At 71.6% G+C, this 13,156-nt stretch carries 10 protein-coding genes; 7 read left to right on the top strand and 3 right to left on the bottom strand.

From position 1 onward, the window contains the following. The first annotated feature begins 6 nt into the window (after positions 1 to 6). The 6 genes from OG357_RS24440 to OG357_RS24465 all read left to right on the top strand — a co-directional run bounded on the left by OG357_RS24440 (position 7) and on the right by OG357_RS24465 (position 6,842). Positions 7 to 477 (top strand): hypothetical protein, encoded by a 471-nt coding sequence (locus OG357_RS24440; protein WP_329623182.1) that lies wholly within the window; start codon positions 7 to 9, stop codon positions 475 to 477. A gap of 92 nt (positions 478 to 569) precedes the next feature. After that, positions 570 to 2,075, top strand: a complete 1,506-nt coding sequence (locus OG357_RS24445; RefSeq protein ID WP_329623183.1) for a WXG100 family type VII secretion target — start codon at positions 570 to 572, stop codon at positions 2,073 to 2,075. Positions 2,076 to 2,092: 17 nt separating this feature from the next. Next, positions 2,093 to 3,334: a type VII secretion-associated serine protease mycosin gene (gene mycP, locus OG357_RS24450; RefSeq protein WP_329623184.1), complete on the top strand. Its 1,242-nt coding sequence runs from the start codon at positions 2,093 to 2,095 to the stop codon at positions 3,332 to 3,334. 45 nt (positions 3,335 to 3,379) lie between these two features. Next, entirely contained in the window at positions 3,380 to 3,796 is a 417-nt protein-coding gene (locus OG357_RS24455; protein ID WP_329623185.1) for a hypothetical protein, read from the top strand. A gap of 56 nt (positions 3,797 to 3,852) precedes the next feature. Then, positions 3,853 to 6,174: a DUF6571 family protein gene (locus OG357_RS24460; RefSeq protein ID WP_329623186.1), complete on the top strand. Its 2,322-nt coding sequence runs from the start codon at positions 3,853 to 3,855 to the stop codon at positions 6,172 to 6,174. 5 nt (positions 6,175 to 6,179) lie between these two features. Beyond that, complete coding sequence (locus OG357_RS24465) at positions 6,180 to 6,842, top strand: hypothetical protein (RefSeq protein ID WP_329623187.1); 663 nt, start codon at positions 6,180 to 6,182, stop codon at positions 6,840 to 6,842. 31 nt (positions 6,843 to 6,873) lie between these two features. Here OG357_RS24465 and OG357_RS24470 read toward each other — a convergent pair whose 3' ends face one another. From OG357_RS24470 to OG357_RS24480, 3 genes are all read right to left on the bottom strand, one after another. Continuing rightward, positions 6,874 to 8,973, bottom strand: a complete 2,100-nt coding sequence (locus OG357_RS24470) for a serine/threonine-protein kinase (protein WP_329623188.1) — start codon at positions 8,971 to 8,973, stop codon at positions 6,874 to 6,876. A gap of 69 nt (positions 8,974 to 9,042) precedes the next feature. After that, entirely contained in the window at positions 9,043 to 11,238 is a 2,196-nt protein-coding gene (locus OG357_RS24475; RefSeq protein WP_329623189.1) for a protein kinase domain-containing protein, read from the bottom strand. Between the two features lie 57 nt (positions 11,239 to 11,295). Beyond that, on the bottom strand, positions 11,296 to 12,210 hold the full coding sequence (locus OG357_RS24480) for a serine/threonine protein kinase (RefSeq protein ID WP_329625684.1): 915 nt from the start codon (positions 12,208 to 12,210) through the stop codon (positions 11,296 to 11,298). 513 nt (positions 12,211 to 12,723) lie between these two features. Here OG357_RS24480 and OG357_RS24485 point away from each other — a divergent pair. Continuing rightward, positions 12,724 to 13,152 (top strand): hypothetical protein, encoded by a 429-nt coding sequence (locus tag OG357_RS24485; RefSeq protein ID WP_329623190.1) that lies wholly within the window; start codon positions 12,724 to 12,726, stop codon positions 13,150 to 13,152. The last annotated feature ends 4 nt before the right edge of the window (positions 13,153 to 13,156 follow it).

Below are 13,156 nucleotides of genomic sequence, written 5' to 3' on the forward strand. Positions count from 1 at the left end.
GCGGGCATGCAAGCCTCGTTGGGTGGGATGGCGTCCGGGATGCGGGCGCAGGCTGTCAAGTACAGCGCCGACTCCATGGAGACGTTCAGGAAGCGGATCGACGGGCTCATCGCAGAGCTCCAGGGCTCGGGCGCCGGAACCGGCCAGCTGAAGGCCGACCCGGTGACCCGCACCCAGTTCGGCGGCGGCGGCCCCGCGTGGGGCGAGGCCGAGGGCGCTTACGCGGCGTACGACGGGACGCTCTCGCGTCTGGTGGAGCTCTCCGGGCTGCTCAACGACTGCCTGGTGGGCCTGGGGATCGCGGTCGTCGCCTCGAAGAACGGCTTCGAGGAGATGGAGGACGACATCAAGCGCAAGATGATCGACATCCACCAGCGGACCTTCGACGCCAAGGAGAAGGCGGACAAGGCAGCGGGCCGTGGGGCGTCGGCGAGTAGCGGCGACAAGGCCGCCGAGAGCGACACCTCCTTCCAGTAGGCGGGTGCGGACGGAATTTCGGGGACACGGGGAAGAGGCGAGAGATGAGGCCTGCAGAGGGCGGCGGAGGCGGCGGAACCAACTTCCGCGGCATGTCCCATCAGCAGATGTTGGCTTGGCTGGACGAGGCGAGCAGTTTCTACGTCGGCGACGCGGCGACCCGGCTGAAGTCGGTCTCGACGCAGCTGGAGGAGATCGCTGCCGAACTGAAGGCCAGCATGGACCGCATGGACTGGGAGGGCGAGGCCGAGAAGGCCTTCGCCGAGTGGGCCGCCAACGTGGCCAACTCGATCAAGGGGCTCGCGGACTACAGCGAGCGCGGGGCCGTCTGGATGGCCGACAACTCGTCGGCCATCGCGTCGGCGCAGAGCGCCATGCCCCGGTACACGTCGCACGCGTCCGCCAAGGAGAACCTCGAAGCGGCGCTGAAGTACCGCAACGACCCCGACTCCCGGACGATCGCCGGCAACACCCGGTCGCAGATGGCCGCGAGCGAAGAGCTCGATGCCATCAAGGCCAAGGAAGAGGCGAACCGCGAGGCGGCGGCGGCCGAGATGGAGCGCCTCTCGTCCGCGTACTCGTGGTCGAGCTCCAACATGAGGAACAACGTTCCTCCGACGTTCCCGCCGCCGCCGGGGGCGTTCGTGCCGCCGGACTCCGGAACCAGCCGGTGGGGCGAGAGGGAGCGCAGCCAGTACCCGACCAGCGACAGCCGGACCACTGGCACGGACACGCGGACCGGCACGGACAGCGGCCGCACCCAGCCGGACTCCCGGACCACGCCCGACTCGCCGGTGACCCCGCCGACGGGCGACCGGCCCAGCCCGACAGACGTGGTCAAGCCTGGCGACAGGCCCGACGTCCCGACCGACGTGAGGCCGCCCGACGTCAAGCCCGACGTTCCCGTGGACCTCGGCATCGACAACGTGGACACGCTGCCGCCGCAGACGCCCACCACGACCGGCCCGGGACCGACGCAGAACACGCCGCCGCCGATCACCAAGGACGGCGGTACGCCTCCGTACGTGACCACGGGCATGCCGCCGTTCCCCTCGAAGAGCGGACCGGGTCCCCTGACCTCCACCCCGCCCATCAGCGGCGGCGGCAACGGAAACCCTCGTGGCCCGGTGCCCGGCAGCCAGCGCACCGGTCTCGGCGTTCCCCGCGAGGGCATCAGCGGCGGACGCCAGGTGCAGAGCACGCACGGGCGCCCCGCGACCGGCATTCCGCGCAGCACCGTCATCGGCACGGAGCAGGGCGGGCGTAACAGCACGGGCATGGGCCGTGGCCCCATGGGCGGCGGTATGGGCAGCCCCATGGGTGGTGGCACGGGCGCCGGCCAGAACGGCATCAGCGGCGGTCGCCGCCTCGCCGGTGAGACCGGCGGGGTCGTCGGCGGCAAGGCACAGCGCCCCGGCGCTGCCGCAGGCGGCGCGCGTCCCTTCACGCCCGGCGGCTCCGGCCTCGTGCGCGGAGCCACGACACCGACCGGCCGCGAGCCCGAGGACACCAAGGGAGAGCGTCCCGACTACCTCGTCGAGGACGAGGAAACCTGGCAGCAGGGCAACCGCCGCGTGGCACCGCCCGTCATCGACTGATCAGCGCGAGGAAGCAGATGTCTACCAGCAGTACGCGTCGGAGCCGTGCCCGAGTGACCGCCTCGGCCGCCTTGGGGATGCTGCTGGTGGGCATCGCCTCCGTTCCCGCCCAGGCAGCGGGTGCCCGTGACAAACAGTGGCACCTCGACGCCATGGGGGCCGAGGAGATCTGGCAGCTCAGCACAGGCAAGGGCGTCACGGTCGCCGTGATCGACAGCGGCGTGGAGGCCACCCACCCCGACCTCCAGGGGCAGGTTCTGGACGGTAAGGACCTGGCCCCCAAGGCGGCCGGGGACGAGCACACCGACGGCGAAGGCCACGGCACGGGCATGGCGGGGATGATCGCCGGAACGGGCAAGGCCAACGGCGGGGCGGGGGCGTTCGGCCTCGCCCCCGGGGCGAAGATCCTCCCCATTCGGATTCCGGCCCCGGACCAGGACCGCAGCGCCGCGGCATCGGACGAGCAGTTCAACAGGGTGGTCCCCGAAGCCATCCGGTTCGCGGTCGACTCCGGCGCAAAGGTCATCAACATCTCGCAGGGCGCCAACGCGGGCTCGAAGGCGCTCACGGATGCTGTGAAGTACGCCCTCGACAAGGGGTCCCTCGTCTTCGCCTCCGTCGGCAACACCGGCCACAAGAGCAACAGAGTCGAGTACCCGGGGGCCACTCCCGGCGTCGTCGGTGTCGGCGCGGTCGATCAGAAGCTCACCCACCTCCCGATGTCCCAGCACGGGCGACAGGTCGACATCGTGGCCCCCGGCAAGGACATCTTCTCCGCCTGCAACGACGGTGGCTTCTGCAAGTCCAGCGGTACCAGTGACGCCACCGCCCTCGCGTCCGCCGCCGCCGCGCTCCTCTGGTCGAAGCACCCCGACTGGACCAACAACCAGGTCCTGAAGGTCATGCTCAACACCGTCGCCGGGCCGAAAGACGGCGACAAGCGCAGCGACTTCATCGGGTACGGGGCCATCCGTCCGCTCCGTACGCTGAAGACGCCCGGCGACCCCGGTCCGGCCGATGTCCGGCCCATCGACGACCTCACGGAGGTCGCGACCGCCACGCCTTCCGCTCCCGAAACCCTGCCCCCGGCCGACCCCGGCCCGGTGGAGACCACCACCGCCGCCCCCGCGCCTGCTCCGCAGGCAGCCGCGGCCGAAGAAGGCGGCAACACCGGGCTCTGGATCGGGCTCGGGATCGGTGCGGCTGTGCTGCTCGGTGTCGGTGTCGCCGTACCCGTACTCCGTTCGCGGCGAGGCTGAGTCAGCCCGTACCGCTGAACGTCCGTGACTCACTTGGGGAATCAGATGTCGTTCGACGACGAGTGGGGCCAACTCCGCAGCGAGAACGCTGCCATGAGGCTCAACGGTGTGCCCGCCGAATCCGGCGGTGGTGGTGGCGCCAGTGACTACAAGGTGACGTCCGCCGACCTCAAGGCCATCGGCAACGAGGCCCAGGAGCTTTTCCACTGGTTCGAGCGCGACGCCTTCCACGCGGGCGCGCAGACCGACGCGGCGGGCAAGAGCCTGGACGGCGACGGGTTCCTGACCGGATCGGCGTTGTGGGCCATGTGGAGCACCTGGCGCGACCAGGCCGAGACGCTCCTCAGTGCCTGCGCGCACATCCACAACCATCTTGAGGACACGGTCATCAGCCACGCCAACCATGAAGAAGTGCTGGTCACGAACTTCTCCATGTCCACGATCAACGAGCACTTCAAGTAAGCCGCCGGCAGGGCACAGCACAGCACGGCGCGGCAACGGCTGACGAGGGACGTTAGATGCTGAAGTTCGACCAGGTTCTCCACGCCCGGCTCGGCAGCCTCAAGGAGGCTGTGACGGGCTGGTCGGAGGCGGTTTCCAAGCTGGAGAAGTCCAAGGAAAAGGCCGAAACCGGGCTCAAGGGCAAGGCCGACAAGGCCGACTGGAAGGGCGAGAACGCCGGGATCACCCAGGAGTTCGTCCGGAAGACCGCCAAGGAGTTCGGCGACGCCCTCATCGGGGCGACCAGCATCCGCAACATCCTGCGGGACGCGGAGAGCGAGTTCCAGGCCGCGAAGAGCGAGCTGGAGAAGCTGGTCGCGGAAGCCCCGGGCAAGGGCATCCGCATCGACCAGGACGGCGTCGTCAGCTATCTGATCCACCCCGACCGCCGCGGCAAGGACTACGACGGGCCCAAGCCCGAGCAGGCCGAGTTCGAGGCGATGCGCTCGGCGATCAAGGCCGCGCTCGACCGGGCGAACAACGCCGACGACGTGGCCTCGCGGGCGCTGCGCGGCCTCGTCGGCTCGGACAGGAACAACTTCTCCGGCACGAGCTACGACTCGCTCGCCGCCGCCTCGAAGGCGCAGGACGCCGAGGACGCGCACGCCGCCTACGAGCTGTACAAGAAGGGCGACGAGGCCACCCCGGCGGAGATCGACAAGCTCAACGCCCTCTTCAAGGCCAACCAGAAGGACCCGTACTTCGCCGAGAAGTTCGCCCTGGAGGTCGGGCCGAAGGGCAGCATGGAGTACTGGGCCGACATGGGCGACCCGAGCGACGGCTCGCGCCTCGGTGTCGACCACCGGGACAAGCTGAAGGAGCTCCAGACGAACTGGAGCATGACGCTCGCCACCGCCACCCACTCCACGAGCCCCGAGATGGAGCAGTGGAAGTCCGACGTCATCAAGGCCGGCAGCGAGCCCATCCAGACGCGCGGCACCAGCCCGTACGGCTTCCAGGTCATGAGCAACCTGATGCGGGTCGGCGACTACGACGACAAGTTCCTGAAGGACTACGGCAACGGTCTCGTCGTCACCGAGCGGAAGATGACGCACGACGGACGCCTGCCGGCCGACCGGGCCTGGCACGCGATGGGCGGCATGCCGAGCCACCTGAACTGGCAGGGTGGCGACCTCGGCAACGACCCCATGATCGGCTTCATGGAGGCGCTCGGGCACAACCCCAAGGCGTCGACGGAGTTCTTCAACAGCAGCATCGACGTCACGCCCGAGAACACCAAGGACAACAAGAAGCTCGACCCCTTCGACTACTTCTCCAAGGACCGCCAGTGGCCCGAGGAGCTGAACGACAAGGGCGACAGGACCAAGGAGCCCGGCTACAACGCGCTCGGCCACGCCCTGGAGTCCGCGACCACCGGCCATCCGTACGACGCCGAGGTCGAGGGCCTCAAGGACGTGCGGACCAAGGAGAACGCGGAGGTCATGCAGAAGGTCGTCGAGCGGTACGGCGACGACCCCAAGTACATGCATGAGCAGAAGGGCATCGACGACAGCCTCGGCAAGATGGGCGCCGCCTACATCGACGAGCTGAACCGCTCCCTGGAGACGGACAGCGACACGACGATGGAGGAGAAGACCAACTCCCCCTTCGGTAACAACGACGACAAGGGCAAGTCCCGGTTCGGCGAGGAGTTCGACACCGGGCTGCTCTGGAACCGCGGCGACGCCGTCAACTTCATGGGCATCGTGTCGCAGAGCGAGACCGGCCACTCCACGCTCTCGGCGGCCGAGATGCTGTACACGACGAGCGTCCTCGACGAGGTGGGCCCCAAGCCCGGATCCAGCTTCGAGGACCGGGACCTCACCGACGCCCGGACGACCCTGCGCATCGGGTCGGAGGCGCAGGGAATCATGGACGAGTCCCGCATGGCGCAGATCGACAAGGACTACGAGAAGGACTCCGAGGAGCACAAGAAGGCCGTCGGCAAGACGACCGAGTGGGTCAAGTTCGGGGTCGGCGCGGTCGCGGCGGGCGGTGTCGTCGCCCTGACCGGCGGCGCCGGTGGCGTACTCGTACCGCTGGCCGCCGAGACGGTGGGTGGCGCCGTGGTGACCTTCATCGGCATGGAAGCCACCGACATGGCCGAGAAGTACGAGAAGGACGACCTGCTCAAGAAGAAGTCGGACGACCTGAAGGACGAGGCGCTGGCCATGGGCAAGGAGAACTCGCTCAGGCCGGGCATCGCCTACGCGAACGCCCCCGGCTGGAGCGAGCGGGACCGGAACTACCTCGACGAGGAACTGGTCAAGTACGTCCGCGACTCGCGTATGCACTCCCGCGACAACTCGCTCCCCGACCCGTACGAGCAGAAGAAGTGACCGACATGCGGTCTGCGTTGACGCGACTGGGGGCGGCCGTGGCCGCGGCCGCCCTCCTCGCCGGCTGCTCCGGCGGCGACGGCGGGGAAACCCCGAAGGAACCGGAGGGCCTGGCGGCGGCCGAGGTCTGCGGGGGCTTCGCCAAGGACGCGCCCGCTGCGGCGGCGCTCAAGGCCGCCATGGGCAGTGAGCGTTTCCGGGACAGCCTGTCCAACCCGGAAAAGGCCCTCGACCTGCTGCGGGACGCGACCAGTGCCCCGCTGGCCGACTCGTACAGGCCCCAGGCGGTGAAGTACTGCGGGCTCCTGCCCATGGAGAGCGGGAAGGACTCCCTCTCCATCGAGCTCAATCCGGCGCGAGAGGCACCCGGGCTGCATCCGGAGCACGCCAAGAAGGTGACCTCCTACACCACGGGGTTGCAGGCCTTCTCGTCCTCAGGGCTCGGCAGGATCTACTTCTCCTGCCGTCTCAAGGCGCCAGCCCACGAGATCGTCGTCGAGACGGTCGTCCGGGGCCCCGGGGGCGTCCCGGAGACCGACGTGGCGCAGCGGACACGCCTCATCACCCTCGCCAACGCGGCGGCCCGGCAGGTGTCCGGGGAACTGGGCTGCGAGGACGACGGGCTCGCGACGGGCGTGCCCTCGCGCACCGCGCACCCGGCATCGTGAGAGGGCGGGGCGGGTGCCGCCCCGCCCTGTCCTACTGGCCGTAGACCGGCATGGCGTAGAGCCGGCCGCCGCGGGCGATGAAGATGCGGTTCGCGTCGCTCGCCAGCTGGTAGGCGCCCTCGTTCTTCATCTTCGCGACGAAGAGGCGCTCGTGGGTCTTCTGGTGGACGACCTGGACGTGGGTGTTGTCGGGCGCGTGGACCCAGACCGTCGAGCCCGCCACGGCCGGGGGGTTGACCGTGCCGACACCCGTGCCGTCCAGGACCTCGTACCACTCCGAGACCGGGAAGTTGATGTCGAGCATGGTCTTGTAGCGGTAGATGTTGTATCCGTCGGCCGCGATGACGTGGTCGCCGTCGACGGCCGGCGTGCTCCAGCCGGGACCCCCGTCGTTCTTGGCCTCCTCGTCCCACAGGTAGTCGCCGCGGTCGAGGCGGCGGGCCATGAGCACGCGGCCGCCGAGGTAGGCGGTGTTGTCGCCGAGCGCGGGGGCCTGGCCGTCGGTGCCCTGGTCCTTGATGTCCCACTCCGTCTCGCCGGTCTCCGTGGAGAGCGCGGCGACGGAGCCGTCCCGGCCGTGGATCACGAGTCGCTTCCTGCCCACGGCGGCCTTCGCGGGGCCGAGGTGGGAGCGCGGCGAGGTCATCGGGCGCTTCCAGGTGGTGGCCAGGGTCCAGGCGTCGATCGCCCGCAGCTCGTTGTCCTTCGACACCAGGTAGACGTGGGTGTCGTCGGCGGCGAGGAGGTGGTCGACGTCGTTCTGGGTCTGCCAGACGGGCTTGCCGGTGGAGGCGACGAAGGCGTGCGCGACGCCGTTCCTGTCGACGCCTACGACGAGCCGGCCGGCGACGGAGACGTAACCGGCGGCGGTGTCGATCTCCTTGGCCCGCCACCGCTCCTTGCCCTTCGTGACGGAGAGCGCGAGCAGACCGCCCGTCTTCGCCTGCACGACCACCACGTCCCGTACCGGCAGCGGGAGTTCGGTCCCGTCGACCGCGATGTCGACGGGCCCCCACAGGGGCTTCGGGACCTCGCCGTACGCCGTGTCGATGATCGAGACGAAGGCTGCCTCCGGGGTCGCCACGGCGGGCGGCACATCGGCGGTCGGTGACTTCTCCTCGCCGCGGTTCAGCCACCAGGCGCCCGCCCCGCCACCCGCGCCCAGGACCGCCACGCCCACGGCCGCGCCGGTGAGGAAGCGCCGCCGGGTCGGCTTCCCGCCGGGTACGGCGGTCTCCTCGGGGGCCGCCAGGCGCTTCGTCGCGGTCTCGCGCCGCTTGATGTCCTCCGCCAGCGGGCCCTTGCGCCAGGCACGGTCGGCGCCCTTCGGCGGGGCGAAGGCCTGGGCCACCTGCGGCGGAGCCGGGCGGTACGCCGGGTCCTTCGCCAGGCACGGGCCGATCAGCTCCTGGAGCTCCGGCGGCACCAGGCTCAGATCCGGGGTGCCGTGGACGACCTCGTACTGCACCGCCGCCACATGGGCCGCGTCGAAGGTGCGCCGGCCGCTCGCCGCGTACGCGAGGACCGCGCCGAGCGAGAACATGTCCGAGGCCGGGCCGACGCGCTGCCCCAGGACCTGCTCCGGTGCCCCGTACCCCGGGGTGACCGGGATCTGGCCGGTCGTCGTGAGGGTCAGGCCGTGCTCGGGGCGGGCGATGCCGAAGTCGATGATCCGGGGACCTGTGGAGGTGAGCACGATATTCGCGGGCTTGAGGTCGCGGTGGACGAGCCCGGCGGCGTGGATGTCGTGCAGCGTGCGCGCGAGGTGGGCGGCGAGGGCGCGGACCGTCGGCACGTCCATCGGCCCGTACGCGCGGACGGCGACGTCCAGCGTCGGGCCGGCGAGGAACTCGGCGGCGATCCACGGCCGTCCGCCCTCCGTCTGCGCGTCGAGGACCCGGGCCACGCCGTGGCTCGTGACGGCCCGCGCCATGTCGGCCTCGCGGACGAAGCGCTGGGCGAGGTGCTGGTCGTGGGCGAGCTCGGGGCGGAGGACCTTGACGGCCGCGGGGGTGCCGGAGGCGTCCCGGCCGACGTACACCTTGCCCATGCCGCCCTCGCCGAGGACGCCGAGGAGGCGGTACGGGCCGAGCCGGAGCGGGTCGCCGGTGGCGAGGGGCTGCGTGGTCACGAAGGGTGCTTTCCGGTCGGTGGAGGTGGAGGTGGGGGTGGGGGTGGGGGTGGGGGTGGGGGTGGGTGCTCAGGCGAAGGGGATCGCCACGACCGACGACGTTCCGGCCCCGATGATGCGGGCCTGCTCCTTGTCGACGACGTACCGCGTGGCGTCCGTCGGGAAGACCCAGGCAGAGCGGCGGGTCGACAGGTCGACCGCGCTCAGGCCGCCCCGCACCGGCGCGTACGCGTACTTCTTCCCGATGACCGGCCTGTAGGTGAAGACGGGGGTCAAAGGACGGTTGCCGGGTTCCTCCGCCCAGAACTCCTTGCCCTTGGCCGCGCTGACGGCCACGAGTCCCTGACCGCTCACGTTCGTGTAGACGAGGTCGTCCGAGACGGCGGGCACCCCGTAGGCGAAGGGGTCCTTGCCGGTCCCGTACTCCCAGGCGACCGCCCCGTCCGTCAGGCGCACGGCCCGCAGACGGTCGCCGCCCGTGTAGACGTGCCGCTCGTCGGTGGAGAGCTGGCCGGGGACGAACCTGGCGGACTCCTTCAGCGGCAGCCGTCGCTTCCACAGCTGCCGGCCCGTGCGCACGTCCCTCGCCTGGAGGAGGAAGGAATCGAGGTCGCCGCTGTTCTTGCCCAGGATCAGCCGGTCGCCGACGACCTGGGCGAGCCAGGGCCGGACGCCGTCCCACTCGTACGGTTGCCGCCAGGCCTCCTTGCCCGTGCGCAGGTTGACTGCGAGGAGGTGCCAGCCGATGTTGTCCAGGTCCGAGTCGAGCTCCCGTTTGCCCAGGCGTGAGGCGGTGAAGAGGATGCCGCCGACCGCGGTGAGCATCTCCGTCGTCGTCCCGTCGATGCCCTTCAGCACGATCGTCCGGGCCGCCTCCTTGCCCGTGCGTGCCGCGAGCGTGCGGATCTTCAAGACCCCGGGGCCCTCGTAATTGCCGTCGGACAGGAAGTAGTTCGTGCCGTCGGTGGTGATCTGGTGGGGTTCGGAGACCATGGAATCGGCCCAGAGCTCGCTGCCGTCCTTCGTGTCGACGGCGCGGAACGAGACCGTCTCGGCGAAGCCCACGACATCCGCGCCGGCGAGCAGCGGGGCGATTCTCTCCTCGCGGTCGAGGACGTCGTCGTCCTTCCACAGCGGCGCGGGCGTGCCGTCGGCGGCCGTCGGGGCGGGGACGGCGGTGGGGCCGGTCGGGGTCGGGGTGGCGCCCGTGGCCGTACCGCCGTCCGTGTCCCGGGAGTTCAGCCACGCCCACACCCCCGCGCCCGCTCCCGCGAGGCCGAGCAGGGAGCCTCCGCCCAGGGTGAGGGCGCGGCGGCGGGAGAGCGGGGTGTCCGGGGCGGTCTCCGCGAACGCGGCTCCCGCCGGGGTCGGGAGGCGGTGCGGCGCGTGGAGCCAGACGTCCGTCGCGCGGCGGGCGATGTCGGCGAGGAGCAGCGGCGGGAGGTGGTCGGCGAACTCGCCGTGGCCGTCGTGGAGACGGGCGGTGATGTCGGCGGTGGTGGGGCGGGCCGCGGGGTCCTTGGCGAGGCAGGCCGTCAGGAGCGGCAGCAGCGCCTCCGGTACGCCGGTGAGGTCGGGCTCGGCGTAGCGCACGCGGTACAGGAGGTCGGCGGGGGAGCCCGTACCGAAGGGGCCGTGGCCGGTGGCGGCGAAGACCAGCACGCCCGCGAGCGCGAACACGTCGCCGGCCGGGGGGTGTTCCTGGCCGCTCGCCTGCTCCGGCGACATGAAGGCGGGGGTGCCGGCCGCCGCTCCCGTACGGGTCAGGTGGTCGTCGCCGGCCGCGCGGGCGATACCGAAGTCGATGATCTTCGGGCCGTAGGCGGTGACGAGGACGTTCGAGGGCTTCAGGTCGCGGTGGACCACGTCCGAGGAGTGCAGCTGGGCGAGGGCTCCGGCGAGTGCGGCGCCGAGGGCGCGGACGGTCGGCTCGGGGAGCGGGCCGCCGAGCGCGACGGCGTCGTCGAGCGGCGGGCCGAGGACGTACTCGGTGGCCAGCCACGGGGTCTCGGCCAGCGGGTCGGCGTCGACGACGGCGGCGCCGTGGCGCGCGCCGATGATCCGCGCCGCGTCCGTCTCCAGCCGGAAGCGGGCGCGGAAGGCGGGGTCGGTGGCGAGCCGGGCGTGGACGGTCTTGAGGGCGACCGTACGGCCGCCGGGCGTGCGCGCCAGGTAGACCGTGCCCATGCCGCCGGAGCCGAGGCGGGCGAGCAGGCGGTACGTGGCGACCGCGGCCGGGTCGTCGTGGGTCAGGGGCGACAGCATGAGGTCAGGTCCGTCGGATCGAGAGCGGGGGCAGGGAGAGGGGAGCGGGAGGACGTGTCAGGTGAGGGCAGGCGTGGCGGGCTCCGCGGGGCCCGCGTGCTCGGGTGCCACGGGCAACTCCGCGGCCAGCAGCTCCGCCGACTGGCGGGCGAGCGCGGCGACCACCCGGCCCGGCAGCCAGCCGGGGGTGAGCAGGGCGCCGGCCGAGTTCAGCACCGTCTGGTGCGAGGTCGGCGGTGCGAGCGCGGACATCACGGCGGCCGCCGTGGGGCGGTCGGCGGGGTCGCGGGCCAGACAGGAGGAGACCACCTGGCGCAGGGCGGGCGGGAGTTCCTCGCGTTCGGGGACGGTGTGGCCGGTGGCGGCGTACGCGAGGACGGCGCCGAGCGCGAAGACGTCGCCCGGCGGTCGCGGGCGGCCGCCCGAGGCCTGTTCGGGGGCGAGCGACCCAGGGTCGAGGCCCGGCAGGCCGGTGCGCGGCTCGCCGTCGGCCGCGGCGGCCCGTACCGCGCCGAAGCAGCTCAGCCGCGGGCCGTCGGCCGTGAGGAGGACGGCGGCGGGGGAGACCCCGGCGTGCGTGAGGCCCTGGGAGTGCGCGGCGGCGAGCGCCTCGGCGAGGGCGGCGCCGACGGCCCGGACGGTGGTCTCGGGCAGCGGGCCGCCGTGGACGGCGAGGGCCACGGGGAACGGGAGGGCGGGTACGTACGGGGTCGCGTACCAGGCGGGGCCTGACCAGGCAGGGCCTGCGGCCGGTTCGGTCAGTTCGGCCACGTCCGTCACCGGGGCGATCCACGGGCCGAGGAGGTGGCGGGCCGCGCCGGCCTCGGCGGCGAAGCGGGCCGGGTCGGTGCCGGGCAGCGAGGTGCTCAGGAGGACCGTACGGCTGCCGTCCGCGGTGCGGGCGACGAACCGGCGGCAGGGGACGGCGGAGGTGGGTGGGTCGAGGCGGGTGATCAGCCGGTACGGGCCGATCCGGCGGTCCGGGGGCGCACCCTGCTCCTGGGGCGCCCGTTGCCCGTGGGGCGCCCGTTGTCCGTGGGCCGCCCGCTGTTCCTGGACCGTCCGCGCCGCCGCCCCGGATGGCGCGGAGTCCCCTTGCGTGCGCGACCGTTCCACCGGTGATTCCCCCTGTTGCTGCGACTGGCGTGGCGACGCTCCCGGGGCGACCCGGGGCGGGTCGAGCCTACCGAGGCGGCGGGGCGTGGCGGCGGGGCGGGGCCCGGCCTCCGCGCCCGCGAGGTACGGGCCGGGGACGGGTGAGCCCGGAACGTCCGAGGCTGTCCGGGTTGCGAAGGTGAAGTGGGCCTGTGCGCGCGGTGAAGCGTCGTGAAGATCTCGTTCCGCCCAGGAATTCCGGGTGGGGAGTGCTCGAACGCATCACTGCGGTACTACGATCGCCGTGATTCCGTGGGTACGGAACTTGCTGAGGCGAAGCCGGAACGATCACCACGCGATCGCCGGCACGATCACCGCGCGGGGGAGAGCATGTCGTTCGACGAGGAGTGGGCGTCGGTCCGGTCCACCTCCACGGCCAGCGTGAGCATGAGGCTCAACCAGGTCGCTCCGGAGCCCGGCGGCGGGGGCGGCGGCAACGCCGACCTCAGCGTCGACCAGGACAAGCTCGGGGCCATCGGCAGCGCCGCCTACGCGCTGCACGGCCGGCTCGTCAAGGACGGGAACCACGCGCGGACGAACACCACGGAGGCGGCGACGGGCATGTCGAGCAACGGCTTCCTCACGGGCTCCGCGATGTCGACCGTGCAGGAGACGTGGAGCTCGCAGCTGAACACGCTGCTCGACGCCTGCGCCAACATCTCCAACCACCTCGACTACAGCGCGGCCTCCCACGCGAAGGAAGAGGAAGACATCAGGGCGGCCCTGGCGGCCTCCAAGATCAACGAGTACTTCAAGTAGTCCG

The organism is Streptomyces sp. NBC_01255 (assembly GCF_036226445.1).
Lineage (GTDB): Bacteria > Actinomycetota > Actinomycetes > Streptomycetales > Streptomycetaceae > Streptomyces.

What these genes read in the sequence shown, in the direction of transcription:
- OG357_RS24440 (WP_329623182.1), top strand. Translation starts at nt 7, where the DNA reads ATGCAAGCCTCGTTGGGTGGGATGGCGTCCGGGATGCGGGCGCAGGCT.
- OG357_RS24445 (WP_329623183.1), top strand. Translation starts at nt 570, where the DNA reads ATGTCCCATCAGCAGATGTTGGCTTGGCTGGACGAGGCGAGCAGTTTC.
- mycP (WP_329623184.1), top strand. Translation starts at nt 2,093, where the DNA reads ATGTCTACCAGCAGTACGCGTCGGAGCCGTGCCCGAGTGACCGCCTCG.
- OG357_RS24455 (WP_329623185.1), top strand. Translation starts at nt 3,380, where the DNA reads ATGTCGTTCGACGACGAGTGGGGCCAACTCCGCAGCGAGAACGCTGCC.
- OG357_RS24460 (WP_329623186.1), top strand. Translation starts at nt 3,853, where the DNA reads ATGCTGAAGTTCGACCAGGTTCTCCACGCCCGGCTCGGCAGCCTCAAG.
- OG357_RS24465 (WP_329623187.1), top strand. Translation starts at nt 6,180, where the DNA reads ATGCGGTCTGCGTTGACGCGACTGGGGGCGGCCGTGGCCGCGGCCGCC.
- OG357_RS24475 (WP_329623189.1), bottom strand. Translation starts at nt 11,238, where the DNA reads ATGCTGTCGCCCCTGACCCACGACGACCCGGCCGCGGTCGCCACGTAC.
- OG357_RS24485 (WP_329623190.1), top strand. Translation starts at nt 12,724, where the DNA reads ATGTCGTTCGACGAGGAGTGGGCGTCGGTCCGGTCCACCTCCACGGCC.